At 67.4% G+C, this 26840-nt stretch carries 19 protein-coding genes; 2 read left to right on the top strand and 17 right to left on the bottom strand.

Going from position 1 to position 26840, the window contains the following annotated elements:
• Position 1: 1 nt before the first annotated feature.
• Genes VB777_RS06170 through VB777_RS06155 form a run of 4 tightly spaced genes read right to left on the bottom strand, consistent with a single transcriptional unit; the run spans position 2 to position 3832 of the window.
• The gene (locus tag VB777_RS06170; RefSeq protein WP_323247729.1) at positions 2 to 1693 is read right to left on the bottom strand and encodes a cytochrome c oxidase subunit I; all 1692 of its coding nucleotides are present in this window, start codon (positions 1691 to 1693) and stop codon (positions 2 to 4) included.
• Positions 1694 to 1703: 10 nt separating this feature from the next.
• The gene (locus VB777_RS06165; protein WP_197156430.1) at positions 1704 to 2654 is read right to left on the bottom strand and encodes a cytochrome c oxidase subunit II; all 951 of its coding nucleotides are present in this window, start codon (positions 2652 to 2654) and stop codon (positions 1704 to 1706) included.
• A 57-nt stretch (positions 2655 to 2711) separates the two neighbouring features.
• Positions 2712 to 3335, bottom strand: a complete 624-nt coding sequence (locus VB777_RS06160) for a DUF2231 domain-containing protein (protein ID WP_197156428.1) — start codon at positions 3333 to 3335, stop codon at positions 2712 to 2714.
• A complete protein-coding gene (locus VB777_RS06155; protein WP_197156426.1) occupies positions 3335 to 3832 on the bottom strand; it encodes a DUF2231 domain-containing protein in 498 nt (165 codons plus the stop codon). The genes VB777_RS06160 and VB777_RS06155 overlap by 1 nt, the downstream gene beginning before the upstream one ends.
• A gap of 153 nt (positions 3833 to 3985) precedes the next feature.
• Here VB777_RS06155 and VB777_RS06150 point away from each other — a divergent pair, with 153 nt between their 5' ends.
• Positions 3986 to 4498, top strand: coding sequence for an HdeD family acid-resistance protein (locus VB777_RS06150; protein WP_197170471.1), 513 nt, complete (start codon positions 3986 to 3988; stop codon positions 4496 to 4498).
• 25 nt (positions 4499 to 4523) lie between these two features.
• Here the strand turns inward: VB777_RS06150 and ggt are convergent, their stop codons facing one another.
• The 13 genes from ggt to VB777_RS06085 form a co-directional block, all read right to left on the bottom strand.
• Positions 4524 to 6488: a gamma-glutamyltransferase gene (ggt, locus tag VB777_RS06145; RefSeq protein WP_323247725.1), complete on the bottom strand. Its 1965-nt coding sequence runs from the start codon at positions 6486 to 6488 to the stop codon at positions 4524 to 4526.
• On the bottom strand, positions 6488 to 10483 hold the full coding sequence (locus tag VB777_RS06140) for a hydantoinase B/oxoprolinase family protein (RefSeq protein WP_323247723.1): 3996 nt from the start codon (positions 10481 to 10483) through the stop codon (positions 6488 to 6490). The genes ggt and VB777_RS06140 overlap by 1 nt, the downstream gene beginning before the upstream one ends.
• Positions 10484 to 10488: 5 nt before the next feature.
• Positions 10489 to 11463, bottom strand: a complete 975-nt coding sequence (locus tag VB777_RS06135) for a GNAT family N-acetyltransferase (RefSeq protein WP_323247721.1) — start codon at positions 11461 to 11463, stop codon at positions 10489 to 10491.
• Between the two features lie 76 nt (positions 11464 to 11539).
• Positions 11540 to 12730: a DUF3419 family protein gene (locus tag VB777_RS06130; RefSeq protein ID WP_323247719.1), complete on the bottom strand. Its 1191-nt coding sequence runs from the start codon at positions 12728 to 12730 to the stop codon at positions 11540 to 11542.
• Positions 12731 to 12741: 11 nt separating this feature from the next.
• Positions 12742 to 15501: a PEP/pyruvate-binding domain-containing protein gene (locus VB777_RS06125; RefSeq protein ID WP_323247717.1), complete on the bottom strand. Its 2760-nt coding sequence runs from the start codon at positions 15499 to 15501 to the stop codon at positions 12742 to 12744.
• A gap of 2 nt (positions 15502 to 15503) precedes the next feature.
• Positions 15504 to 16466, bottom strand: a complete 963-nt coding sequence (locus VB777_RS06120; RefSeq protein ID WP_323247715.1) for a hypothetical protein — start codon at positions 16464 to 16466, stop codon at positions 15504 to 15506.
• Positions 16463 to 16966: a hypothetical protein gene (locus VB777_RS06115; protein WP_323247713.1), complete on the bottom strand. Its 504-nt coding sequence runs from the start codon at positions 16964 to 16966 to the stop codon at positions 16463 to 16465. Before VB777_RS06115 ends, VB777_RS06120 begins: the two co-directional genes overlap by 4 nt.
• A gap of 16 nt (positions 16967 to 16982) precedes the next feature.
• A complete protein-coding gene (locus tag VB777_RS06110; protein ID WP_323247712.1) occupies positions 16983 to 18002 on the bottom strand; it encodes a hypothetical protein in 1020 nt (339 codons plus the stop codon).
• On the bottom strand, positions 17993 to 19264 hold the full coding sequence (locus VB777_RS06105) for a radical SAM protein (RefSeq protein WP_323247710.1): 1272 nt from the start codon (positions 19262 to 19264) through the stop codon (positions 17993 to 17995). Before VB777_RS06105 ends, VB777_RS06110 begins: the two co-directional genes overlap by 10 nt.
• A 140-nt stretch (positions 19265 to 19404) precedes the next feature.
• Positions 19405 to 19893, bottom strand: a complete 489-nt coding sequence (locus VB777_RS06100) for a YajQ family cyclic di-GMP-binding protein (RefSeq protein ID WP_197156407.1) — start codon at positions 19891 to 19893, stop codon at positions 19405 to 19407.
• Positions 19894 to 19940: 47 nt separating this feature from the next.
• Positions 19941 to 21293 carry a diguanylate cyclase domain-containing protein gene (locus VB777_RS06095; protein ID WP_197156405.1) on the bottom strand — a complete coding sequence of 451 codons (1353 nt, stop codon included), beginning with the start codon at positions 21291 to 21293 and terminating at the stop codon, positions 19941 to 19943.
• A gap of 3 nt (positions 21294 to 21296) precedes the next feature.
• A complete protein-coding gene (locus VB777_RS06090) occupies positions 21297 to 21953 on the bottom strand; it encodes a sigma-70 family RNA polymerase sigma factor (RefSeq protein ID WP_323247773.1) in 657 nt (218 codons plus the stop codon).
• A 504-nt stretch (positions 21954 to 22457) separates the two neighbouring features.
• Positions 22458 to 25355: a chemotaxis protein CheB gene (locus tag VB777_RS06085; RefSeq protein WP_323247708.1), complete on the bottom strand. Its 2898-nt coding sequence runs from the start codon at positions 25353 to 25355 to the stop codon at positions 22458 to 22460.
• Positions 25356 to 25698: 343 nt separating this feature from the next.
• Between VB777_RS06085 and VB777_RS06080 the strand changes: the two genes are divergently transcribed.
• Positions 25699 to 26763 carry a helix-turn-helix transcriptional regulator gene (locus VB777_RS06080; protein ID WP_197156394.1) on the top strand — a complete coding sequence of 355 codons (1065 nt, stop codon included), beginning with the start codon at positions 25699 to 25701 and terminating at the stop codon, positions 26761 to 26763.
• Positions 26764 to 26840 lie beyond the last annotated feature (77 nt).

Here is a 26840-nt window from a genome sequence, read left to right as displayed (position 1 = left end):
ATCAGGCCTCCAGGGCGCGGGCGACATAGTGCGCTTCGTTCTCGACCAGGGGCTTGTTCAGGCCATAGCCGTAGGGGCCGCTGATCACGGTGGGAACGTCGTCTTCGAAGTTTTCAGCTGGCGGTGGTGAGGGCAGCAGCCACTCCAGCCCGATCGCCTGCCAGGGGTTGGGTGGCGCCTTCGGTCCGCGCGCCCAGGAGCTGACGATGTTGAGGATGAACGGAATCATGGCTACCCCCAGCAGGAAGGCACCGAGGCTGGCGAGCACGTTGGCGAAGGCGAACTCCGGGTCGTAGGAGGCCACCCGGCGGGGCATGCCCATCAGCCCGGCCCAGTGCATGGGGATGAAATTGAGCTGGGCACCCACGAAGGTGAGAGCGAAATGGAGTTTGCCGAGGCCCTCATAGGTCATGCGGCCGGTGAATTTGGGGAACCAGTGGTAGATGCCGGCATAGACCCCAAAGGTGATGGTGGAGAAGATCACCGTGTGGAAATGGCCCACCACGAAGTAGGTGTTGCCCACATGAATATCCACCGGCACGGTGGCCAGCATCACACCGGTGATGCCGGCGAAGATGAAGTTCACCAGGCCGCCCAGGCAGAACAACATCGCCGTGGTGAGCCGCAGCTTGCCGCGCCAGAGCGTGGCGATCCAGGCGAACACCTTGATGCCGGTGGGAACGGCGATCAGCATGGTGGTGACCATGAAGAGGTTGCGCATCCACTGCGGTGTGCCGCTGTAGAACATGTGGTGCACCCACACGATCAGGCTCAGCACGGTGATGCCGAAGGAGGCGATCGCCACCACCTTGTAGCCAAACAAGGGCTTGCGGGCGTAAACGGGGAACAGTTCGGAAAAGATGCCGAACACCGGGAGCACCATCACGTAGACGGCGGGGTGAGAATAGAACCAGAAGAAATGCTGATACAGCATCGGATCCCCACCACCTTCCGGTCGGTAAAAGCTGGTACCGAAGCTGAGATCGAACAGCAGCAGCACCGCCCCGGCAGTGAGCACCGGCAGCCCCACCAGCTGGATGGTCTGGGCGGCCATCGCCGTCCAGCAGAAGATCGGCAGGCGGAACCAGCCCATGCCCGGGGCCCGCATGCGGATGATCGTGGTGACGAAATTGATCGCCCCCATGATCGAGGAGATTCCCGACAGGGCCACCGCCAGGATCCAGAGGAACTGGCCGTTGACAAAGTGGCCGAGCGGGTTCTGGATGCTCTGCGGCGGATAGGCCCACCAGCCGGAGCCTGAGGGTCCACCGGGCACCAGAAAGCTGGCCATCAGAATCACGCCGAAGACGGGAAACAGCCAGAAGGCCGCCGCATTCAGGCGGGGAAAGGCCATGTCCGGCGCGCCGATCATCGGCGGGATCAACAGGTTGTTGAAGCCGTTGAGGATCGGAAACAGGAACAGGAACAGCATCACTGTTCCATGCATGGTGTAGAGGCCGTTGTAGACGGATGGATCGACCAGATCCGCCGGTGGTGTGATCAGCTCACCCCGCATGATCATCGCCAGCACACCCCCCACCAGCAGATAGAACAGGGCTGTGGCGATGTACTGGATGCCGATCACCTTGGCATCGGTGTTGAAGCTGAAGAATCGCTTCCAGTTGTCCGGTGCTCCCGGCACTGGATGGGGTGTCTTGAGAACCCGCGGATCGAACGAGACGGAGGACGACATGGTGGCAGGCTCAGGACACATGAACGGCGGCGGGATCGGTGCTCACATGCACCAGGGGGGGTGGGGCCGGCGGCACGGTGGCCCAGCCGCGATCTCCCTCGGCCAGTCGCTTCTCGTAGAGCAGGCGGGCCTCGTTGTAGCCAGGTTTCAGCGGCTGCCGGGCGGCCTGCTCCAGCCAGCGCTGGAAGTTGGCCTCGCTTTCCACCACCACGTCGGTCTGGTTGGAGGAGAAGTAACCACCGCTGAACATCGAATCGCGCAGCCGGTAACGGCCCTCGCGGGTGGGGATGAGGCTGTAATCGATCACGCTGCCGGGGATCATGTCCTGCTTCAACCGGAAGGCCGGGATGAAGAAGCCGTGGATCACATCCGTGGCGATCAGGTGGAAGCTGGAGCGCAGGTTCAACGGCAGGTGCAGTTCGGTGCTGTGCACGCCGTTGGGATAGACGAACTCCCACGACCACTGTCGGCCGATCACCTCGATCGGGCCGAAGCCGCCGGCTGCTGCCACGCCACCCGGCTCAGCCAGCGCCATGGCTTCGGCCGTGCCGGTGACGCGCACCTTGCCGCCGAGGGTGGCGAGGGTGTCGCTGACGCGGATGGCGTGCCAGGCGATCAGCATCACGATCACCAGGGGAATGATCGTCCAGGTGATCTCCAGCCGCAGGTTCCCCTCGATCGGGTCACCGTCGTCCATGTCGTATTTGGGGGCACGGTTGAACAGCAACGTCCAGCCGATCACGGACACGCACCCCAGGAAGATGAAGGTGCCGATCCCCGTTTCCAGGGCGAAGAGATCGTCCACGTAGGGCGCCGCCGCTGAGGCTGGCAGCGGCAGCCACTGGTGCGACCAGTCGGCCATACGCAGGCTGGCGACCCCATCGAGCAGCAGCGCGATCGCCACCAATCCCAGGGTCCTGGGGCGGAGCGGGCCAGCGCTGGCGGCGGAGAGGTCGGTCATGGCGGGGCGGGACTGGGCGGAACTGAACGGGGCGAGGTTTTGGGGGTCAGGCGGGGATCAGGGCAGCCCCTCACCCAGGGCGAGACCCGCCGCCAGCAGTTGATCGGCGGTGACGTGCACGCCGAATTCGGCGGCCAGTTCGGCGCCGAGGGTGCCGTGCAACCCCAGCACCGCAAACAGGCCCAGGCCGACCAGCAGGTAGCTCCATTGCACCTGGCGGCCCAGGTCCTGGCGCCAGCGAAAGCGCTGCAAACCCCGCCAGATCGTCATCGCCACGATCACCAGCAGCAGGGCCACGCCGCCGACGCCGTGCCACACCATGGTGGCCATGCTCTGCAGGCCAAGGGCGCTGGTCACATCGGGCAGCGGCACCGCCAGCAACATCTCGCCGAAGCCTGCTGCCACGGTGAAGAAGCTGAGCACCGCACAGGCCAGCAGGTTGTACCAGCCCACATCGTGAAAGCCGGAGCGCGTGATCGGCAGCGCCAGGAAGCGGAACACACGCTTCTCAAGGGGATAGAGCGCACCCACCACATCAAAGGCAATGGCGATCACGAACAGGCCGATCGTGAAATGCACCAAGGTGGGGTGAATCGGAATCGCATAGGGCAGCCCGTTCGGCCCCAGGCGTGCCGCAATCTGCTCGATCGGTGGTGGTTCGGGCAGGTAGAGAAGGGCCATCAGATCTGGGCGGCGCGCAGGGCTTCAACCACCTTCACGGTGTGCAGGCCGTAGATCCAGATCAGCTGGTTGCCCAGGGTGACCTGTACGGCCACGAGCACACCGAGCACGGCGCCAGCTCCGAGAAACGGCAGGGGCAGGCTGCGGGGATCCCGGCTGCGGATCACGTAGCGCCAGGCGGACAGCACCGCGAGCACGGCGGCCAGCGACCAGCCGATCGTGCTGTGCAGATTGAGGATGTCGCGCGAGGCGCCGTAGGGCGAGGCCAGGCCAGCCTCGATCTGGCCGAAGATGATCGCCACGAAGATCGCCACCGTGGCGACCAGCAGATTCCAGAAGCTCACCTCGAACAGGTTGGGCCGTCTGGCGAACACGCCGATGAAATCAAAGATCACGCTGATCACCGCCATGGCGATCACGAAATGGACAACGATCGGATGGATCGTGTCCATCCAGGGGAGGTTGTGATCGTTGAGGGGGGGCAGCAGCTCGAGCATGCGGACAGCAACGGGCCGGCATTACATCCAACCTTGCGCGGAGCCGGCAGGAAGCGCGGGCTCTGTGATGGATTGCGACAGTTGCATCGGCATTTGCACACCGAAAGTCGCGATGGCCGCGATTAGCTTTTCAAGACGCCGTTGTTGATTGCTGTGGCTGCTCCCGCCTCTCCCCTGCTGCGCTGGATCACCGCCGGACTGCTGTTTGCAGCGGCCGGTCTGGCGATTGTGCTGCCCTTCGTCTCCGCCACCCTGCTCACCATCGGCATCGGCGGTGTGGCCATGGCGGCCGGCATCTCCCAGTTTCTACGGATCAGTGGCGTGCCCACCACCCAGGCCAAGGTGCTGCGTGGTCTGTCGGGCCTGCTCTATCTGGCCGGTGGCGTGTGGATCCTCTTCTTCCCGGTGAGCAGCGAAGTGAGTCTCACCCTGTTCGTGGGTTTCCTGCTGGCCTTCGAGGGTGTGATGGAGCTGGCAGCGGCGGCCGGCAGTGCGGCTCCGGCCCGCGGCCTGGTGCTGCTGGATGGCATCGTCACGGCGATCCTGGGGGTGATGCTGATCGCCGAATGGCCGGCCGACAGCCTCTGGGCGATCGGCACCCTGTTCGGTATCGCCCTGGCCTTTTCTGGGGTGAATCTGCTCACCGCGGCCCCTGCCGCCGAGTGAGCCAATGATGCACGGCAGTTGATCTTCACTCCGCCACGGTGGCTCCTTCGGGGCGGCGCGGATCCGCGACCCCGAGGCTGCCGCCACCGGCTGCCTTGGGTACCACCTCCACGCTGTTGGCCGATCCCATCGCCGCCGTCCTGACCACCTGGTGGCCCAGCAATTCGAGCAGATGGATGGTGTCTGGGCTGAAGCCCTGCTCCTGGCTGATCTGATCGGGCCAGAGCTGGCTGTGCAGCCGCGGTGAGGCCACCGCTCCGGCCAGGTTGAGCCCGAACACCAGGCGGTTGAGCAGCACCTGCAGCACCGTGGTGATGATGCGGCTGCCGCCGGGTGTGCCGGTGGCCAGCCACGGTTCCCCATTGGCGCGGAACACCAGGGTGGGACTCATCGAGCTCAGAGGCCTTCGACCCGGCGCGATCGCATTGGCCGTCCCCTGCCGCAGCCCGAAGGCATTGGCCGCACCGGGCAGGGCGGTGAAGTCGTCCATTTCATTGTTGAGCAGATAGCCCGCGCCCGGCACACTCACCCCGTTGCCATAGGCGAAGTTGAGCGTGGTCGTGAGCGCCACCATCCCGCCCTGGGCGTCTGCCACGGACAAGTGGGTGGTGTTGGTTCCCTCCCGGCCCAGGGCTGGTTCGTCCTGCAGCTCCGCCGCGGGCCGGTGCCGCCGCAGATCGATGCTGCGCCGCTGGGCGGCGAGGCGCGCCGGATCGAGCAACCGATCCAGGGGTACGGCAACCTGATCAGGATCACCGAGCAGGGCGTTGCGGTCGCGGAAGGCCAGATTCATCGCTTCCACCATCGGGTGGATCGTGGCGGCACCATTGAGGCCGCTCGCTTCGAGATCCAGCGGTTCGAGCAGCTTCAGCAGTTGCAGCAGGGTCACGCCGCTGCTGGGGGGCGGCTGGGTGAGCACGGTGGCACCGCGGAACTGCGTGCTGAGCGGCCGCACCAGCTGGGCCCGGTAGGCCTGCAGATCGTCGTGGCGGATCAGGCCACCGCGCTCGCGCATCAGGGCCACCAGGTTCTCGGCCGTGGGCCCCCGGTAGAAGCCGCGCTCCCCCTCGGAAGCGATGCGGCTGAGGGTGTCCGCCAGCTCCGGCTGGACCAGCAGCTCCCCCGGCGCGAGGGGGCGCGGTGCAGCGGCAGGGTGGGAAGTCGAGGCCGGCGCATTCGCCCCGAAGAACAGGCGCCGGGAGGTGGGATCGGCCTGCAGCAGCGGGGCGGCAGCGGTGAGAGAATCGCTCAGTACCCGGCCGACCCGGAAACCCTCTCGGGCGAGGTCGATCGCTGGTGCCAGAACGTTCCGCAGCGGCAGGCGGCCATAGCAGTGCTGGGCCAGGGTCAGGCCCGCCACCGTGCCGGGCACACCGGTGCTGAGCAGGCTGCGGGTGGCCCGCTGCCGGTCCACCGTGCCATCGGCGCGCAGGAACAGGTCGGGCCGGGCCGCCAGGGGCGCCTTTTCGCGGAAATTCACTGCCACGGCAGTGCCACCCCCCAGACGCAGCTCGGGATCGCGCTCCAGCGGGCAGCCACGGGCCGCTGCCGGTGAGGCTCCGGGTAACCAGAGCACCAGGAAGCCGCCGCCCCCGATGTTGCCCGCCTGGGGCAGGGTCACCGCCAGGGCGAAGGCCGTGGCCACCGCCGCATCCACCGCATTGCCCCCGGCCCGCAGGGTCGCCGCACCCACCTCCGAGGCGAGGCGGTCCTGGCTGGCCACCACCCCCCGCGGCGACCAGAGCGGATAGAAGCGCTGCCGTCGCTCCTGCAGATCGGCGGCGGCCGGCTGGGGCGGGCCCGGAACGGCAGCGGCGAGCCGAGTCGATTGTTCAAGAGTTGAGGCCGAGCCGATTGGCTGGCCCAGAAGGGCCAGGACGCCTGCCGCTGCCAGAACGCCAATCGAAGGGCGAATGCCGCCTCGGAGCTGGGCTCGGCGGTTGCCATCTCGGAGATGGTGATGGGGGGAGGGCCCGGGTGAGCGGTGCATCAGACGTCTCCTTGCTCCATGGCGCCAAAGCCGCCGCCGCCCGGAGTTTCCACCACCAGCCGATCGCCGGGCTCCACGGCAAGCTCAGCGCAACCGGCCACGGCCTCCAGGCTCCCATCGGCGCGCCGCAACCGATTGGTGCCGCACAGGCCCGGCTGTCCGCCCGCCAGGCCGAAGGGGGGCACCCGGCGCGAGCCGCTCAGCAGCGACACGGTCATCGGCTCCAGGAAGCGCAGGTCGCGCACCACCCCATCCCCGCCGGGCCAGTGGCCGGCACCCCCGCTGCCGCGGCGGATCGCAAAGCGCTCCAGCAGCACCGGGTAGCGGTCTTCAAGGATTTCCGGATCGGTGAGGCGCGAGTTGGTCATGTGGCTCTGCACCGCCGCCGCTCCGGCGAAGCCCCGCCCCTGACGATCGATGCCGGCACCGGTGCCGCCACAGATGGTTTCGTAGTACTGGCAGCGGTCGTTGCCGAAGCTGAGGTTGTTCATCGTTCCCTGCGCTGCTGCCATCACGCCCAGGGCGCCGAACAGGGCATTGGCCACCGCCTGGGAGGTTTCCACATTGCCGGCCACCACCGCCGCGGGCGGCTGCGGATGGAGCAGGCATCCCGGTGGCACCACGATCTCCAGGGGCTCGAAGCAACCCTCGTTGAGCGGAATCTCCTCCCCCACCAGGCAGCGGAACACGTAGAGCACTACGGCCCGGGTCACGGCCAGGGGCGCGTTGGCATTGTCGGGCTGCTGGGGGGAGGTGCCGCTGAAATCCACCACGGCCCGGCGGGCCTGCCGATCGACCCGAACCGCCACCTGAATCTGGCCGCCGTGATCGAGTTCGACCCTGTGCTGTCCGCCCTGCAGGCTCTCCAGCAGGCGGCGCACCGCCGCCGCGGCGTTGGCCTGCACATGCCCCAGGTAGGCCTGCACCTCCTGCAGCCCCTCCCGCTCGATCAGGCTCTGCAGCTCCCGCACCCCCAGCTGATTCGCCGCCACCTGGGCCTGCAGATCGGCCAGCAGCTGACCGGGGTTGCGCACCGGTGGTGTGGCACTGCCCAGCCGCTCCTCCCAGGCCGCCCGATCAAAGCGGCCGCCGGCCAGCAGCGGCACGTTCCTCAGGAGCAAGCCCTCCTCGCCGATGCTGCGGCTGAAGGGCGGCATCGATCCCGGCGTGATGCCGCCCACATCGGCGTGGTGGCCGCGGCAGGCCACGAACAGGACCGGCGCGGCACCGCCCGCTGCCCCGGCGAACACCGGCGTCACCACGGTGATGTCCGGCAGGTGGGTGCCGCCGTCGTAGGGGTCGTTGCTGGCGATCGCATCGCCGGGGCGCAGGGGCGGCAGGCGACCCTCAGCCACGGCCCGCAGCAGGCTGAGCACGCTGGCGCCCATCGAGCCCAGATGCACCGGGATGTGGGGGGCGTTGGCCACCAGCCGCCCCTGGTGATCAAACAGGGCGCAGGAGAAATCGAGCCGCTCGCGGATGTTCACCGACTGGCTGGTCTGCTGCAGGCGCACCCCCATCTGCTCGGCGATGGCGGCGAAGCGGTGGTTGTAGAGCTCCAGCCGCACCGGATCGGCAGCTGCCCTGAGCTCGGCTTTCGCCGTGGGGGCTGCCGGATGGGCGGGCTCGGCTGCTGAACCGCTGGATGCTGGCGAGGCGGACGCGATCGCCTGCAGCAGCAGCTCGCCTCCGGCCAGGGCTCGGGCTGACCAGCCGGGTTCGAGCACCACCATGCCGGTGGTCTCGGCGATCAGGGCCGGGCCGTTCAGGTCACCGCCGCCCTTCAACTGGTGGCGTTGCAGCAGCGGCACCCGGCACCAGCCCTGGGCCGGCAGATACAGCCGTGCGGTGTCTGCGTCCTGATCGGGTTGTGGATGGGGCTGCGTTGCTGGCTCAGACCCGGACCAGGGCCCGAACGCGGATCCGGACTGGGACTTGATCTCAGACTTGGTTTTGGACTTGGTCTCGAACTTGGTTTCTGACTTGGTCTCGGCTTCGGACCGGCCTGAAGGCTGGCCTGGGCTGCTTCGATCTCGCTCCACAGGCCCGGCGCTGGCCGGCTTCGCTGAACCCCGACCACTCACCACCTCCAGCTCCAGCAGCTCCACCATCAGGGGCAGTTCAGGCATCAGGGGCAGTTCAGGCAGGGGCAGATCAGGGGCGTTCGCCTCCTCCGCCCGCTCCTCCAGGGGTGTTGTCGAGGCTGCCGAGCTCCCGGGCACATAGCCGAAGCGCCGTTGGTGGGCGGCGATGAAGCCGCGCCGCAGCCCGGCCAGGTCGTTGGGCCAGCTCAGCCGCAGCCCCTGCTCACTGCCCGGCAGCCGCAGCTCCAGCTGCACCTCCACCGCCAGATCCACGAGGGAATCGCCAGCGGCCTCGAGCCGGGCCCGGCCCTGGGCCAGCAGCTGCTCCGCGTGGCCGGGCAGTGCCTCGAGCAGGGCGGCATCGAGGGGTTGGCGCAGGTTCCGCTGCAACAACTGCCGTTGTTCGGCCAGCCCGATGCCATAGGCCGACAACACACCGGCGAGGGGGTGCAGCAGCACCCGGCGCACCCCCAGAGCTTCCGCCAGGCGGCAGGCATGCTGACCGCCGGCGCCGCCGTAGCAGACCAGCACCGCCTGACGGATGTCGTGGCCGCGTTGGATCGAGATCCGCCGGATCGCCTCAGCCATCCGCTCGATCGCCACCGCCAGCGCGCCCTCGGCTACCGCTTCCGCCGTGTAGGCCGTACCCATGCAGGCGGCGCCCATGGCGGCCGCCAGAGCCGCAAACCCCTGCTCGACCACGCCCCGATCGGGGGGCTGGTCGCCATCGACGCCGAACACCGCCGGAAAGTGCGTCGCCTGCAGGCGACCGAGCAGCAGGTTGGCGTCGGTCACCGTGAGGGGGCCGCCGTTGCGGTAACAGGCCGGACCCGGATCGGCGCCCGCCGAGCGGGGCCCCACCTGCAGCCGCTCGCCGTCGTAGTGGAGCACCGACCCGCCACCGGAGGCCACCGTGTGGATCGGCAGCCGGGGCGCCTGCAGCAGCAGGCCGCCGATCTCGGTCTCGGCGCTCCGGTCCCAGGCCAGGGCGCCACGGCCGGGATCGAAGTGGAACACATCGGTGGAGGTGCCGCCCATGTCGAAACCCACGATCGGGCTCGATCCCAGCCCCGCCGCCTCGGCCACGCGCACGGCACCCACCATGCCGCCGGCGGGGCCGGAGAGGATCGTGTCCTTGGCATGGAGCTGGCGTGGCGCGGCCAGGCCCCCGCTCGACTGCATCACCCGCAGGCGCGTGGCCGTGCCCAGGGCCGCCTCCACCTGGGCCAGATAGCTGCCCAGCACCGGGGCGATGCTGGCCTCGGCCAGGCTGGTCTGGCAGCGAGGCAGCAGCCGGGGCTGTGGACTGAGCCGATGGGAGAGCACCACCGGATCGAAGCCGAGCTGCTCCAGCCAGGCCCCCAGCCGCCTTTCGTGGTCGGGATTGCGCACGCTGTGGAGCAGGGCCACGGCACAGCCGCGGATGCCCTCGGCCAAGGCGGCACGCAGCTCCGCTTCCAGGCGTCCATCCAGCTGCAGGGGGCGCAGCTCCGCTCCCGATGCCGTGAGCCGACCCTCCACGGCGATCACCCGCTCCAGCAGGGGCTCGGGCCGTACGATCCGCAGCGCGAACAGATCCGGCCGGTGCTGATCTCCGATCCAGGGCAGGTCGCTGAGGCCCTGGTTGATCAGCAGCACCGCCGGCTGGCCGCAGCGCTCCAGCAGGGCATTGGTGGCCACGGTGGTGCCCAGACGCACCTCCTCGATCAAGCCGGCGGGGATGGGCGCCTGCTCCGCCAGCTCTGCCATCTGCCTCAGGGCCCGCACGGCGGGATCGCCCCGGCGGTGGGGCTGCACCGACAGCACCTTGGAGACGTGCAGCTGGCCCTGGGGATCGCGGCCCACCACATCGGTGAAGGTGCCACCCCGGTCGATCCAGAACCGCCAGCCGGAGGCGGGCTGATGCGTCATGCCGATCACTCCCCCGGGCCGGGGCCGAGGCGGCGGCCCAGCAGCACGTAACTCCTCAGGGGGCGAGCGTAGTGCCGGCTCAGGGCCTGCCCGGCTCCGTTCTCCAGCATCAGGGCATGCACCACCTGCCGGAAGCCCCGCTGCTGGGCCGCGGCGTGGGCCTGCTCCAGCAGCAGCCTCCCCAGCCCTGCCCAGGGGCGGCCCGGCAGCACCGCCAGGGTGCGGATCACCAGGGTGGTGCCGCTGGCATCGGCGGGATGGGCCAGCAGCAGACCCACAAGCTGCTCGCCGGCGAAGGCCAGCAGGCTGCTGTGGGGATCGATGCTGGCCAGGCCGCCGCTCTGGAGCTGGAGCCGGCAGAAGGTGTCCAGGGGCAGCGGCAGAAACCAGGGTTGCCGCTGGAAGGCCCGATGCAGCAGGCCGTGGACCTGGGGCAGCAGAGCCTGGACCTGGGCCAGCCCGGCCGTCGCGTCGAGCTCCGAGGCTCTGCAGATCCGCAGGGTCTCCAGGCGGGTGGGCCTGCCGCGCCGCCGCCGCTGGGTGAGGTCGTTGCAGAGAAAGGAGTGGTAGCGCTGTAGCACGCGGAAACCGCAGCGGCTCAGGGGCGCGATCCATTCGGGGCCGGGCAGGGGCTCGCCCGCGAAACCCGCCAGCGGGTCAGGTGCTGCAGCTGCCGGACTCATCGGCTCGCGGCAGCGGTAGGGCTGCCAGCTGCTGCCGTTCATCGGGGCCAGCACCTGGGTGCAGCCCTGCGTCTCCAGGCGCCGGCAGGCGTGATCGAGCAGGGTGCGGGCGGCGGTGAGATCGGTTGCGAAATCGGTGGAGAGATCGGCGGCGACAGCATCGCCGCCGGTGGGTTGGAAAGCGCTCGGACCACGGCCAGACAGGGCGCCGATCGTTCCCAGCCGCCCACCGGCGATGGTCGGCGTGTGGTTCCACCAGAGGGTGCAGCGGGCCCGCTCCCGCCCATCCACCACCACCCTCCAGGCCTCATCGCCGGCCAGCAGAGGGCTGCCGGCCAGGGGATGGGTGCCGGCCGCTGCAGCCGAGCCTGGATCAAGCGGCAGAACGGCGGCGTTGATCGCAGACCTCCCCGGCCAGGCTCCAGTCCATCCTGGCGTCCGCCACCACCAGGCGCTTGTAGAAGAAGACCCGGTCGCGCCGGTGCAGCTCCGCTGCCAGGTCCGCCTGGTCCTGCCAGCTTGCCGGCGGCGCCAGGCGGCAGTCGCGGTCGGCGTGGCGGTTCCAGCAGACCAGGCGGCCACCTGGGGCCGAACGGCGGCGCAGGGCGCCCAACAGCTCCGCCGTGGCAAGTGGCGACTGGTAGTCGAAGAGGTTGCTGAGGTTGAACCGATCGAAGCGCTCGGACGGGTGGGTCGAGGCCAGGTACGCCTCCAGAGAGGTGGTCTGCAGGCGGAGCGCCGCCAGGTTGCGGCGCACCAGCGGCACCACCTCAGGCCGCAGGGCCCGGGGCAGATGGGCCCCGAAGCGGCCCCTCAGGATCCAGTGCAGGTAGGGATTCTCGGCGGGATCCAGGGCGATCAGGGCATGGCGCAGGCGCTCCACCAGCTGCCGGCTCTGGGAGCCCTTGCCGTAGAGCACCTGCTGCGGGCTGGTGCCCAGTCCGCCCAGCAGGAGACGCGAGAACACCAGATGGAGCAGCAGCCGCTGGCCGCGGCTCTGCCAGCGGCGCTGGAACCAGGCGCTGCGTTCCTCAGCATTCAGCCCCTCCAGCAGCGCCTGCCAGCCGTCGGGATCCGCCAGGCGGGGCACGATCCAGCGGCGGAAACGGGCCAGGTAGCGCTCAAACCGTCCGGCCTGCAGCACCCCCGCTGCGATCAGCTGCGGCTGCCGGTCCCAGAACTGGAGGGAGGCGGCATCGAGCCGCTCGCGGCAGCGCCGGTAGAGCTCCAGCCGGTGCAGGCCCACGGCTGGAGAAGAAGACTGCGGGCCCGCGAGTGACAGATCCCCAGTCGCTGGCTCCTCAGGTTGTTCCCAGGCCCCCAGAAACACCAGCAGCTCGCTCGGATCCAGGCAGCCGTAGGCCGCAGCCTTGAGGGCGAGCAGGGCGATCTGGGCGGGATGGCGGTCGATGGCGACCACCTGGCTGGCCCCTTCGGCGAGCAGGGCCAGGCTGTTCTCGCCGCCGGAGGCGATCGACAGCACCCGGCTGCCCTGCAGGGGCGCCAGGGCCTCCACCAGCCGATCGGCATCCTCCCAGCACTGGCCATAGAGCAGGTGGGACATCCTTGGCCCCATCACCAGGTGCCGGGTTCGGGGCCAGCGCAGCGTCGGACCAGTCCGCTGCCGCCATCGATCTCCAGCCAGTCGTCATTCTGCAGCAGGGAGCTGAGGCCGGCCAGCTCGGTGACCATGGGCAGCCCCAGCTCCCGCGCCACGATCGCCACATGGGAGAGCACGCTGCCCCGCTCCACCAGCAGGGCGCAGGCCTGGGGGAAGAGCAGCACCCAGCCCGGATCGGTGCAGGCGGCCACCAGGATGCGCGGTTCGTTGGCGGTGGCCCCCGGCCCCTCCAGCCAGGCCCGCGGATTGTTCACCAGTGCCACCTTGCCCCGAACGCGCCCGGGGGAACAGGCCGTGCCTTGCCAGATGGATTCAGCGGTGGATGCGGCCACCTGTTCTGCGGCCGGATCCCCGCGATCGCTGAGGGGAGAGGCTGGCTCTGGAGGCGGCGGCAGGTCGAGCGTCGGCAGGCCCCGGGTTTCGAAGCGCCGCGGCAGAGGCGGCCGATGGCCGTGCCGCTGCCATTCGGCGCGGCGCAGGGCGACGAGGCCGCGCAGGTCTGTGGTGGTGCCATTGCCCTCCACCACCGCCATCACCTCGTCCACCTCCAGGAAGAACACATCCTCGGCGCGGTTGAGACGATCGAGGGCGGCCAGGCGACGGCCCAGCTCCAGCAGCAGCCGACGGGCCAGGCCGAACACGCGGGTGCGCTCGAAGCGCAGGTTCTCCCGGTTCGCCACCAGCCGCCGCAGCTGACGACGTAATCCGAACAGCAGCCAGCGCTGGGGCCCGCGCAGCACCCGTGCGGACTGCAGAGGTGCCGACTCCGTGGCTTGAGCCGTGGCCTGAACCTGAGCTCTGGCCAGGCCTTGAGCCGGAGTCTGGTCCCGTGGAGCGGCCGGTCCCGAGGAAGTTTCCTGTTGGCTTCGCGCCGTCATCGCGGCCACAGAAGCGGCAGCGGCCCCGAGGGTGCGCAGCAGCGGCAGGGGATCGTCGCGGAGGGTGAGGCTCTCGAGCTTGAGTTCCTCCAGGCAGCGATCGCCGAACACGGCGAGGTAATCGTTCAATGCTGCCTCCAGCTCGGGCACGGTGGCCAGGGCGCGGCGGATGGCCGGCAGGGAGCCGCGCCGCAGCAGGGCCACCAGATCAGGCTGCTCCACGTCCAGTTCCACCACCAGCGCCGCCATCGCGGCGATGCGACGCGGCGGTTCGCTGCTGATCACCGATCCGATCTCGCTGATCCAGGCATTGCGCAGGCCCCCGCCCGCATCGAGGCCCCAGCGTTCCAGCAGGCAGCCCAGTACGCCGTGCAGCACCATGGCGTAGAAGTCGTTGATCAGGGGTGCATCCCAGCGGTTGAGCAACTCCGCTTCGATGGCGCGGTAGCGCTCCACCAGCTGATCCGGCCGGGCTTCCGCCAGCGCCGTGGCCTCGTGGGCAGCGGGCAGCACCCGATCCAGCCGGGCCAGAAAGTTGCGCCGCCGCCGCTCCAGAGTGAGGTAGTTGCCCAGCAGGGAGCCGCTCGCCCTCACCAGCCGCAGCAGATCCTGCAGGGGAGGGACCGGTGGCTCCAGCCGCAGCCGCTCCCGTTGACGGGTCTCCAGTGGTTGCTGCACCCCCAGCATCTGCTCGAGGAAGGCGGCATTGAGCCCATACCCCGGCAGCAGCGACAACACCCGGTACCAGCTGTGGAGGTTGTAGTAGATCCGCCCCTCCAGGAAGCCGATCATGGTGGCGAACACCCGCCGATGCCGGCGCACGCGGCTGGCGGGCACCCCCATGAACAGACTGAACTGGGTGTAGACCTCCGTGTAGGCCTTGCGGGCGAAGGAGAAGGTGAGCGGGGTGGTGACGCCGCTGTAGCTCTCCACGATGTTGCTGTTGTCCCACAGCGCCACGACACCGTCGGGATCGGCGACCCGCGCGAGGGTGGTGATCGGTCGGGCCTGCAGCAGCCAGAGGCGCTCCGGCCCCCCTGGGTGCTCCGGAGCCTCCAGGGCCCATTCCACGTCCTGGGGGGTGCCGCAGTCGCGGGCGACCTGGCGTACCAGGTGATGCACCGCCAGCAGACGGGCCCTGTCCAGCAGGGGGCGGCCGGCCTGGAGGGGGCGACTCTCCAGGACCCGGTCGTCCCAGCTGAGGCGGTACAGGTCGCCTTCGGCCGTTCCCGCCAGCAGATCGGCGGCCACGCCCGCCACCGCCTGGATCACGGTCACGCCCCGCTGGCCGGTGAGGGGATCGGCGCTGAACGCCACCCCGGCCACCAGCGGGCGGAGCATCGGTTGCACCAGCACGGCTGGCGCTGTGAAGGGGGCTGGGGTGGAGGCTGCTGCCGAGCTGTAGGCCCGCACCGACGGCTCGAACGCCGAGGCCCACACCGCCAGCACCGCTCGAGCGAGGTCGTCTGGCTCCACCTCCAGCACGGAGGTGTATTGCCCCGCAAAGCTGCGCTGTCGTCCGTCTTCCTGAGGCGCAGAAGACCGCACCGCCAGCCGACCTCCGCTGGGCAACTGACTCTGCACGGCCCGGCGCATGTCGGCCTCCAGCCAGTCGGGCAGGCGGCGGGGGCAGGGGTGGTCGGGTTCCAGGGCCAGGGCGAAGGCCTCCGGCAGGATCACAAGCGCCGGCCCCACGGGATGGCCCAGGCCTGCCAGCCGGCGCAGGGCAGCCGCCTTGCCGCCCAGCCGTTTTGCCAGCTCCTCCTCCCGTTCCGGGGTGACCTCAGGCCCTTGCTCCAGGGGGATCCACCAGGCCTCGCGGCCATGCACCTCCATGCTCAACCCCGTCCCACCAGCCATCCAGGCCAGCCCAGGCTGAGGTAGAGGGCCAGGATCCACAGGGCCGTCGCCAGGGCCAGGGGTTCGGCGCCCCCCTCAGCGGCACCTTCAAGCAGGGCCGGTAGCCGGCGCAGCCGCAACCAAAGCACCACCAGGAGCGGCACCAGCACCAGCGCCACCAGGGCACCAGCCTGGATTTCCATCACGCCACCGCCGACAGCCATCGCCGCCAGCAGCGCCGCCCCGCCGGAGGCCAGCAGGCAGCACCACCACAGGGTCAGAGCCGGCCGCAGGCCCCAGAGGGCGCTCCAGGTCTCGACCCCCGGCTCTTCGGCGATCGGTGCCCGGATCTTGCGACCGAGTTCGATCACCAGTCCGGCCAGATAGGCGGTGATCAGATAGAGCAGCAGAGGGACCGGCGGCAAAGCCCCGCCCTGGACGGCACCGCTCTGCAGCCCGATCAGCAGAAGGGCCAGCAGCGGCACGATCACCATGTGGCTCAAGACGTAGACCACCAGGTGGGCCTTGAGCCAGCGGCGACAGCCGAATTCGGCGCACATCAGCAGCAGGTAGCCCCAGAGCACGGCCAGAGCCCCCAGAGCCGTGGGCGCGATCGCCAGCACCAGGGCCAGCTGCACGGCCGTAGCCACTACCCCCACCCCGGCCAGCTCCCGCAGGCTCACCAGTCCGCGCGGCACCGCCCGGTAGGGCCGCCAGCGGCGGTCGTCGTCCAGGTCCTTGAATTCATCGGCAATGCGCATCTGCAGAAACAGCAGCAGGGCCACCACCGATCCCGCCAGCAGCGCCGGAACACTCGCGGCCCTGGCCTGCAGGGCGGCGCCGTAGCCCACGGCCGCGCCGCTGAACACCAGGATCAGCGGCCCATGCTTCAGCAGGGGAAAACGTTCCCGCTGGTATTGCCACAATCGCAGCGCCAGGGGGGAGCGGATCACCCCGGTCATGGCTGGGCTTCCGTTGGGTGGGAATCGGCGGGGCGGGAATCGGTGGGGCGGGAATCGGCCAGGGCCGCCTCGATCTGCACCGAACTCCAACCGCCACGGGCCAGATCCCGGCGGATCCGCTCCGGTGCCATGCCCTGCTGCCGGGCACGGCCGGCATAGGTGGTGAGCCGCGTCACCATCGGGTCGCTGCCCGTCGCAGGCAAGGTCAGGGGCCTCCGCAGTGGGCCGGGCAGGATCAAATTCAGCATCCAGCCGATCAGCAGGGCCAGGGCAAGCCAGAACACCCCGCCGATTCCGGCCGTGCAGACCACCGAAACGAACAGAAGTGCTGCGGCATTGCCCACGGATCCTGTCATCACCACCAGGCCGATCAGCAGCACCGGCAGGCCCAGCAGCAGCAGCCACAGCACGGCTTGTAGCGATGGGGCTTTCCGCCTGGGTGCGGGGCGCTCGGATGGGGTGCCCGGCAGTGACGGCGGTGGTGGAGAGGCGGAGGTCATGGATGCATCAAGCCGTTCAGAGATGGTTGTCGATCACGATGTCCCAGTAGCGAACGAAGCAGATGATCAGGGCCAGATAACAGGGAATCGCAAAGGCGATTTCAATCGGAGCCCCCAGCAGCGGAATCGTGAATCCCGAGAAGTTCGCCACGGCGCTGGCTCCATAAACCCGGATCCCCAGGCTCCAGAGGGTGTATTCGATCGGCAGGGCGATGGAGGTGGCCACCATCAGCGCCAGCACGAATCTCTGGGCGATCGGACGGTGCGCAAAGGAAGACGACACAACGGCGGCGGTGATGGCGATCACCAGGATCCAGAGGCCGCTCATCAACACACTGATGTCGCGATAGAGCATCGACCAGGCCGGAAATCCACGGTTGTCGACCATGGGCTCCACCATCACTTCAAACAGCAGCACCGCCACCAGGGTCAGGCCCAGGCCGCGTCCCCAGTGAATCTGCCGCATCGGCAGCAGCAATGGATCTTCCAGCACCAGGCACCAGTACTTGTAGAAGCACAGCACCAGGGAGGTGAACACGGGCACGTAGAACAGCAGCTGCAGCGGCACCCCAGCTACGAAGCCCCCCACCACGGCATCCAGCACCTCGGGCGCATAGCTGCGGATGCCCAGGTGCACCACCAGAATTTCCAGGGGCAGGGTGAGCAGCGTGATCAGCAGCAGTTGCAGGCTGAAGCGCCGCCAGGCCCGCCAGCGGGGCCGGAGTTGGTCGATGATCTCCACCACCAGCAGGAAAAAGACGCTCCAACCGAAGGTCAGAACCCAGCTGACATCCTGGTAGAGATAGGCCCAGCGGTCCAGGTGGGCGTTGTGCCACATCGGCGCCGTGAACAGCTCGAAGATCAGCACCCCCACGGCCATCAGACCCAGCCGGCTCGGTATCCGATCCCGGAAGCGTGCCAGCCAGGCAAGCGCCGCCAGGCCGAGCAGGATCACGGCGGCCACAAAGCTGAAGGAGGCACCGGTGAGGCTGCGATCCACCGCACAGGCAGTGAGCAGCAGGGGGGTCAGGGCCATGGTGAAGGCTCAGCGGCACTTCCGGCAGACACGGTCTGATCTGGCGAGGGAGCAACCGATGGAACAAGTGATGGAGCAATCGATGGAACAGTGGTGGCCGCCCCGCCCCGCACGGTGGGTTTGGCGCGAAACCCGGAATCCTTCACCTTGCAGCCGCCCCACTTGGCCCGCTGGAAATCTGGATCGTCGCTGAGGCGCTGCCAGACCCGCCAGAGCGGTTCCTGCACGGCATTGCCGAAGATGGCGTGGTTGAAATCACACGACATCACATCGCCATAGGGCGATAGATAGAAGTAACTCGTGCCGCAGGCGCAGCCCACACTGCGGTGGCTGCTGATGTAAGCCGAAAACACCACGCCGGGATAGCGCGGATCCGCATTCCAGCCATCGGCCGAGCGGATCATCCGCTCCACCCAGTCGTCGCCACCGGCATGGCCCTCGCGATCCACCAGATCATCGCGGTGCTGCAACCGACCGCTGGGCAGCGCATCGAAGACCAGCACTTCGTGGGCACCGACCCGGCGGGCCAGCTCCACCAGCCGCTCCAGTTCGCCGGCGGCATAGTCCTCCGGGGTGAGGGTGGCCGAGATGCCCACCGACAATCCCTGCCGGCGCGCCGCCCGCAGCCCCTGCAGGGCCCGCACGAACAGCCCCGGCAGGCCCCGGCGCTGGTCATGGCGAGCCGCATCGGCGGCATCGAGGCTCACGTAGACGCTGTCGAGGCCGGCGCGGCGCAGGGCCACCGCCTGCTCCGCCAGATGCCAGCCATTGGTGAACAGCAGCACGGTGGAGAGATCCTTGTCGACGCTGCGGATGATCTCGCTCAGATCGGGTCGCTGCAGCGGTTCACCGCCCACCAGGTTGATGATCGAAACGCCCAGCTCCTGGGCCTGACGGATCAGTTCCCGGGTCTGCTCAAGGCTCAGCAGCGGGCGGCCGGGTTCCTCGACGCCCTGATAAAAGCTGCAGTGGCTGCAGCGAGCGTTGCAGCCGTCGGTGACGGCCAGACTCATCAGATTGGGGATGTTGCGATTCTGGATGCCGCGGTAGAGCGTGCGGGCAATGAAGTGATGGGCCGGGCGGCTGAACAGTGCCGGGGTGGAGAGGGAATAAACAGGAAATCCATCACGAAAATGGATGATCTTGCTGTGATTCAGATAGATGCGGTAGAGCACATCCACGAAATCATGGGCGCTGCCCAGGCCATGGCTGAGCAGGAACCAGCTCAGCCATAACTTCCGCAGCTGGGCGAGTCCGCGCATCGTGCCGCAATGTTCCGACCCTTCAAGGTATGGGGCCCGTCTGCGCCTGGACGTTTCTAACGATTATCTTAAGAAAGCCGCTGGCGCCTCAGGGTCCTGGCGCGGCCTGGGCTCAGTGTTTTCAGTTCAGCGGTTTCAGTTCAGCGGTAGTTCTCGAACTGGAGCGGCACCTCCAGATCTTCGCTCCTGAGCAGAGCGATCACCTGCTGCAGGTCATCCTTGTTCTTGCCGGTGATCCGCAGGCTTTCGCCCTGGATCGCCACAGTGACCTTCTTGATGGTGTCACGCACTTTCTTGCTCAGCGATTTGGCCAGCTCCGGGCTCAGACCCTTGCGGAGGGTCACCACTTGCCGCACCCGGTTGCCACCGGCCGGTTCGGGAGTCTGGAAATCGAAGATCTTGAGCGAAAGATCCCGTTTGGTCGCCTTCTGGCGCAGCACGTCTTCCACCGCCTGCAGGGTCATCTCGCTGGCGGTGGTGATCACCAGGCTGGTCTCCTCCAGCTCGATTTCGGTGCCGGAGTCCTTGAGGTCGTAGCGCTGGATCACCTCGCGGCGCACCTGATCAATGGCGTTCACCAGCTCCTGGCGATCGAAATCGGACACGACATCGAAGGAGTAGGAGCTCATTCGCGCAGAGAGTGAAGGCCTGAAGCAAATCGTATGTGTCTGGCGGCTCAGCAGCAGCTGGCCAGATCCGGATGGGCAGCCTGCAGCGGCGGCACTGCCACGGGAAAGCCCCGATTCCCGCCCTGGGACTTGGCCTGGCGCAGGGCTCGGCAGGTGCGGCTGAGCAGATCTTCGGGGCAGTCGCCCGGCTGCTCGAGGGTCACCCCCACGCTGAGCCGTGGCCGGATCCAGTGGCCGCTCACCGGCAGCGGCAGTGCCAGAACCCTGCGGATCGATTCGGCCAGTTGCACCACTTCCTCGAGGCTGCCCATGCCGGCGAAGACCGCTACCAGCTGATCGCCGCCCAGACGGGCCATCAGATCGCTGGGCAGCACCAGCCGGCGCAGGCGATCGGCAAGGGAGCGCAGCACCTGATCGCCGGCCTCGCGGCCATAGCTCTGGTTCAGGAGCCTGAACGCATCGAGATCCCAGCAGGCCAGCCCCACGGGCTGGCAGCGGCGCCAGCGGGAATGATCCAGCTGGCTCAACCGTTGCACGAGAGCCGTGCGGTTCATCAGGCCTGTGAGGCGATCGCTGCCGATGCCGGCCTCCCCCTGTGGTGCCCGTCGATGGGAGCTGTCGCCGTTGATCCGCTCTGCGGCGGCCCCATCCTGAAAGGCAAGAATCCAGCCACAGCAGGCACGTCCCTCGCCGGCCAGGGGCCAGCAGAGGCAGCGCATCCATCGGTCGGTGCCATCGCTGGCCCGAAGGCGCAGCACACTCTGCTGATCCGGGCAGAGGGCGAAGGCCTGGGCGGGATTGAAGTCCGGCAGGAGATCGACGTCCGGCAGGAGTTCAGCGAGGCTGCCACCCAGCAGTTGATGGGAGGTCCAGCCGAGCAGGGATCGCACCGAGGGGGTGATCCAGCGGATGCAGCGGTCTGCGTCGATTTCCACCAGAAACGCCGAGAGCGCCTCGGTCAACAGCCGGTGTCGGTAGGTCTCACTGCCCCGATCGAGGTGTACTGGAGCCAGGCCGCTCAGATCGGTGGCAACCAGACACTGGGTCTCGAGGTCACCATTGCGGAGGCCGCTGCTGCTCATCAGGGTGAGAACGGGCTCCCCGTTGCGATGCAGCAGCACCAGCTCGGCCTGTTCGGTGCGGCCTGGAGACACCTGCCGCAGGCGATCCACCGTGGGCCATTGGCTGGAGGGCGTCAGCGCGGTGAAGGGTTGCCCGCAAAGGGTCTCACGGGCATGGCCGATCAGGTCTGCCAGAGCCTGATTGGCGTAGTGCACCGCACCGGAACTGGAGAGGGTGAGCACGCCATGGCCCATCTGCTCGACGATGGCGCGGTAGGGCTGATCGACATCGACTTGAATGATCCTGGCAGCATTGGCAGGACCCAGTTGCGCAGTCATGGCTCAAGCCGTGCAGGGATCAAGAACCGGCGCCAGACAACGGCGCAGCTTCCGAAAGGTCTGTCGCTCCAGATTCTGAACCACACCTTTGGTCAGCCCCATCATCTCTGCGGTGGAGCTCAGGGAGCGACCATCCGGTTCGGCATAACGCAAGCTCAGAAGACGGCGCTCCCGGTGATCCAGTGCATCCACCTGTTCCCGCAACCACCGGTAATCCTCTTCCAGCACCGGAACACGCTCATCGGCAATCGCATCGATGAGGCAGAGATCGTCTGTTGCGCCGGCAATCGGCTGATGCAGGGAGGTCATGCGGCTGTGCCGAACGGCACGAAGCGAGGCCTCCAGCCGCTCCTCCTCCACATCAAGCGCAGCAGCCAGCTCGCGGGTTGTGAGGCTCCGATCGGAGCGGGCCTGCAGCCTATGGGCGCGGCTGACCAGGGTGATCATCGGGACCGGGATGCGGATGGGAGAGCCCGATTCCCTCAAGCAATTGCCGATCGCTTTGCGAATCCACCAGAAGGCGTAGGTAGAAAACTTATAGCCTCGTTTCGGATCAAATCGCTCCACGGCCTCAATCAAGCCCAGGTTGCCGGCCTGCAGCAAATCAAGCATTTCCAGATGAAGGCCATCGAGACGACTGCTGTATCGGCGTGCAATCATCACTACCAGCCTGAGATTGGCGGACACCATCCGGTTTCTGGCTCTCTCCGCACTGCAACGCAGAGCTTTCGTGGGCTGGGGATCCTTCAGCCATTGCTGCACGATGGCGGCCAGGTGAAGTTCCTCTGATGCCGTGAGCAGCGGAACTCGTCGCAATAAATACAAATATTCCGTGAGTCCATCGGACCCTGAATCAAGAGGCAACGGAGAGTATGACATTGGAAGGAAAGATGAACAATCAGGCGTTACGGGGTCTTGCGCCCCTCTTTCAGTCAGCCAGAGTCCATGGGTCTTTCGGGTTGGAAACGTGCCCCTCCGGTAGGAAAGCCGGTGAATGGATCACCTGCTTTTGGTTTCACAGTACGCCGGAAGTGCCGATAGATACATCTGTTTGGCGTGGGCTGCACCATTACGTCAAACAAGCACCTCTTCGATAGTTATCTCGACGCTTGCCGCCGTTTCCTGTACTCCATGCTTCAGGTCTTGTAGGGCTTACAGGCCTTGTTAGGCCGCCTCCGCTCGCTCCCCGAGGCCGAGGCCAGGCGTCACCTCGGTGAGCGTGCCCACCACGAAACGATCGTCGCCGTCCTTGACGACCCGGCCCGCCTCAACCACCCAGAGCGGCCGGCCTGAGCGGGTGGTGAGGCGGTAGCGCACGGTCCAGCGACCCTGGGTCCAGTCGCGGGCCGCCTCCACGCGGCCACGATCATCCGGCACGATCGCCTTGACGAACCGCTCTGGATGTTCACAGAGTTCGGCGGGGGACCAGCCCGTCAGGGAGTGGATGCGCTGGCTCACGTAGAGAAGCTCGCTCATGCCCTGATTCCACTTCCAGACCACCGCATCGAGGGCATCAGTGAGGCTGGAGAACTCGTTGAGGGCCGCCTCCGCCGCCCGGCTCATCTCCATCAGCTCGGACACATCGGTGAGGGTGACGATGGCGCCGCGGCGTCGACCTTCCAGATCCTGGTAGGGCAGCACCTGAATCAGGTAGGAGACGTCTTCACTGCTGGCCTCGAGGCTTTGCCGCGGTTCGCCCTGTAGCACCGCCTCCAGGGCCTCCGGCAGCTGCGGCAGCGGCAGGGTGGTGGGAATGCGCAGCAACGGCTTGCCGAGATCGCTGGCCATCAAGGCGAAGACCCGCACCGCCAGAGGGGTGAAGCGGGTGACACAGAGTTGGCGATCGACGATCACCATGCCCTGGCTGAGCGAACTCTGGATGTTTTCCAGATCAGCGTTGAGCCGCTCCAGCTGTTCGCCGCGGCAGCTCAGCGTCTGGTTCAGCGTCGCCAGTTCCTGGTTGGTGACCTGCATCTCCTCGTTGGAGGCCTCCAGCTCCTCGTTGGACGACTGCAGCTCCTCGGACGAGGCCTGCAGCTCCTCGGAAAAGGACTCCAGATCAGCATTCGCCTGCTCCAGTTCCATCAAGGAGCGCTGCAGGGTCTCCTGACTGCTCAGCAGTTCACGCTCAAGGCGCTGGATTTCGCGATCGAAGGCGGCATCCCGTTCCCCCGGTGGCGCCGTTGTGGTGAGGCCGGCCTCCTTCTCCCCCTGCGGCACAAAGCTGAGCAGCAGGATGGAACGGCCATCCACCGTCAGGCAGCGAAGCTCCAGCCGCACCCACTGGTCGAGGTCTTCCAGATGCACGGCGGTACTGCGTGCGGTGGTGTTGACGGCGGGGGTCAGCAGAAACAGGGCCCTGGCCTCGCTGCGCAGTTCGGGCCGGAGAAACGATTGGGCGGCTGTCGTGAGTCGCCCTTCCGGCAGGCGGCAGTAGGGGGTGATGTCGCCGATCACTTCCACCAGATCGTGCCGTTCATCCAGCACGAGGCTGGGCTGGCAGAAGGCACGGATCAGCACCTCGAGCAGGGCCATGTGCTGCTCGGGGATGGTCTCTCGCAGCACGGTGATCGAACGGGTCGGAGCTGCAGCGAGCCCCTGCCGGCCCGCGGCAGGACCAGGCGGCAGGGGCTGGCGCGCGAGCGTGTCGCCGGAGCGGTGGTACAGGTTCTGTTCCCCATCAGCCACATGGAAACCGCTGATGCGGCTTCCGAGGGCGTCCGCATGGCCGAGGAACAACAGTCCTCCGGGCACCAGGGCAAAACTGAACAGGGCCAGCACCCGTTCCTGAACGGGTGCGGTGAAATCGATCAGCGTGTTGCGGCAGGCGATCAGATCGAGCCGCGGAAATGGTGGGTCCTTGCCCATGTCGTGGCGGGCGAAGACCATGCAGGTCCGCAATGATTCACAGATCACGTGTTCGGCTCCCCGATCCATCAGGAAGCGCTGGCGTAATTCCGCTGGAATCCCAGCCACTGCGGCATCTGGATACACTCCGAGGCGGGCGATCGACAGGCTCTGCTCACTGAGATCCGTGGCGAAGATCTTCAGCTGGGCAGCCAGATCGTGGGGATGGCCGAGCAGCTCACTGATCAACATGGCGATCGAATAGGCCTCTTCGCCGCTGGCGCAGCCCGGCACCCAGACGCGCAGGAAATGCGGTGCCGGGCGCCTGGAGAGGCCATCGAGCAGGAGCCGTCTCAGGGCCGAAAAGGCCTGGGGATCGCGAAAGAAGGAGGTGCCTGACGCCAGCAGGGTCTGGGCCAGTGCCTGGGCCTCTTCAGGGTCACCCTCCAGCAGGGGCATGTAGGCCTCCAGGTCGCTGAGCTGGTGGGTCGCCATGCGTCGTTCCACCTGGCGGCGCAGCGCCGCCTCGGTGTAATGGGACGCATCCAGACCGGTGGCGCGCTGCAAGGGCTCGATCAGCGCGGACAAGCCGATCGGGGTGGCCGGCAGGCCGGAGCCAGGCGCTGGGGCCTCCTCGGCTGCCGCTGGGGTGAGGCTGTTCAGTCCGGCCAGATGCTGCCCGATCGCGCCCGCCTCCAGCACCAGCACAGCGCCGCCGAGGGTGATGGCTGCCCGCGGCATGGCGCCGAACTTCGCCTCTGCCGGGCTCTGGGCCAGGGTGAGTCCGCCCGCTTCCTTGACCGAGCGCAGCCCGAAGGCGCCATCGCTGCCGGTGCCGGACAGCACCACGGCCACTCCGTTGGCACCCCACTCCCTGGCGATCGAGGCCAACAGCAGGTCGATGCTGGGGGCTGGACCGTAGCGAGGAGCCGGCGCCTGAAGACTGAGGCGGTTCGCCACGACCGTGACGTCGTGGTTGGGCGGAACGATGGCGATCACATCGGGCTGCAGCGGTGCCCCATCGCGAGCCAGGACCACGGGCAAACGGCTGGTCCGGGCCAGCAGCTCGAGCAGGTGGCTGTGGTGGTCGGGATCAAGGTGCTGAGCCACCACATAGGCCTGTCGTCCGCCGGCCGTCAGCTGGCTGACCAGATCCGTCAAGGCCGCCAGGCCCCCGGCCGAGGTTCCGATGCCTACCACCCGGGTGATCGTCATGCCCTGGAAGGTTCTCATTCTTGGCGCACCGCGCTGGAGGAGCACGCCATGTGCAAAGGAGAGCCGCTGATCAACTTCAGCCTAGATCTCTGGATCGGTGATGCATCGGCTGGCGAAAGAGGCCAGGATCCAGGGGCCAGCGGCACTGCCACCAGTTTTTATCAGAACCATGCAAAATCGTTGGTGATGTGCAAGTTGCTGTTCAGCGGACGGTCGGTCCTTTGGCTTCGATCCATTAGCGTTTTCTGACTGTCGAAAACGGCGGTGGCATCGATGAACCAACTCGCGATCAGCCGATCTGCCATCCGATCAGCCTGCGGAATTGCGCTGGTCAGCCCTTAGCGTGGCCACCTCGATCCCGCACCCATTCGAGCCGCACCCCCAGGCCGCCGGTCTTACCAATCCCTTTCAGGCCAGGTTGCTGCGGATTGAGGACATCGCCCGCAGTGCCGAGTTGATCAGCACGGTGGTGCCACTGCAGCAGCTCGAAGCCGCCTCCGCTTCCGTGCCGTGGTGGCACTACGGATTCGAGTCGTCGTTCGGTGGCGTTGCGCTGGTGGCTGGCATCCTTCCCCCCTGTCATCTGCAAACGCAGGAGCACGATGGACTCACCGTTGTGCTGGGCTATGGAGGGGAGCAACGGGTCCGCCAGGAGTCCCACGAGTGGTCCTGTCAGGCGGATGACTGCCTGATTCTCAATGGCGCCGCCTATTGCTGCGACACCACAGCGGTCAGCGCCCTGCTGTGTCACCTGCGGCCGGAACGACTCCTGAGGACGGCCATGGTCATGGGAGGGCTCCAGCATTGTCCAGCGGCCTGGAAGGACTTGATGCAGCAGAGTCAGTGCAGGAAGCTCTCCGCCGACAGCGACGGGCCACCGCTTCAGGCCCTGGTTCGCCAGGAGATCAGCCTGGTCAATCAGCTGGTTGATGCCAGTCCGGTGTTGATTGAACGCCTGCAGGTGGATGAGCGGATCTACCGGCTGATGGCCGCGATGATGCTGCCGGACTTGCTTCTGGACAGCCCTCTGGATCGGCTCAACCAGAAGGATCGGCAGGGCCGCGATACGTTTGATGAGTTGCTCGACTACATCAAGTTCAACCTTGCCCAGCCGCTCAATCTCACGATGTTGGAGTCGTATAGCCATTACTCCAGGCGCGCTCTGCAATATGCCTTCAAGGAGCGGTTGGGATGTACGGCAACCCAGTGGATCCGCAACCAGCGGTTGGATCAGGCGCGCCGTTGTCTGCAGAATCCTGCGCCTGGTGATTCGGTGGCTCAGATCGCCACCCAGTGCGGCTATCGCTCGCTCAGCCTGTTCAGCGTCGATTTTCAGCAGCGGTTCCATGTCAAGCCCTCGCAGTTGATGCGGGAGGCCCGGGCCACCCGCCCGCCGGAGTCGCGCTGAAGCTCCTGGGCGTCTGCCCTGCCTTGGGAAGGTGAAAGGAGTCGAGGCTTAGGAGACTGCTGAAAAACCCCTTCAAG

The sequence above is a fragment of the Synechococcus sp. CCY9202 genome (genome assembly GCF_034931685.1).
In the GTDB taxonomy this organism is placed as follows: Bacteria; Cyanobacteriota; Cyanobacteriia; order PCC-6307; family Cyanobiaceae; genus CBW1002.
This window is presented reverse-complemented; position numbering and strand designations above follow the sequence as displayed.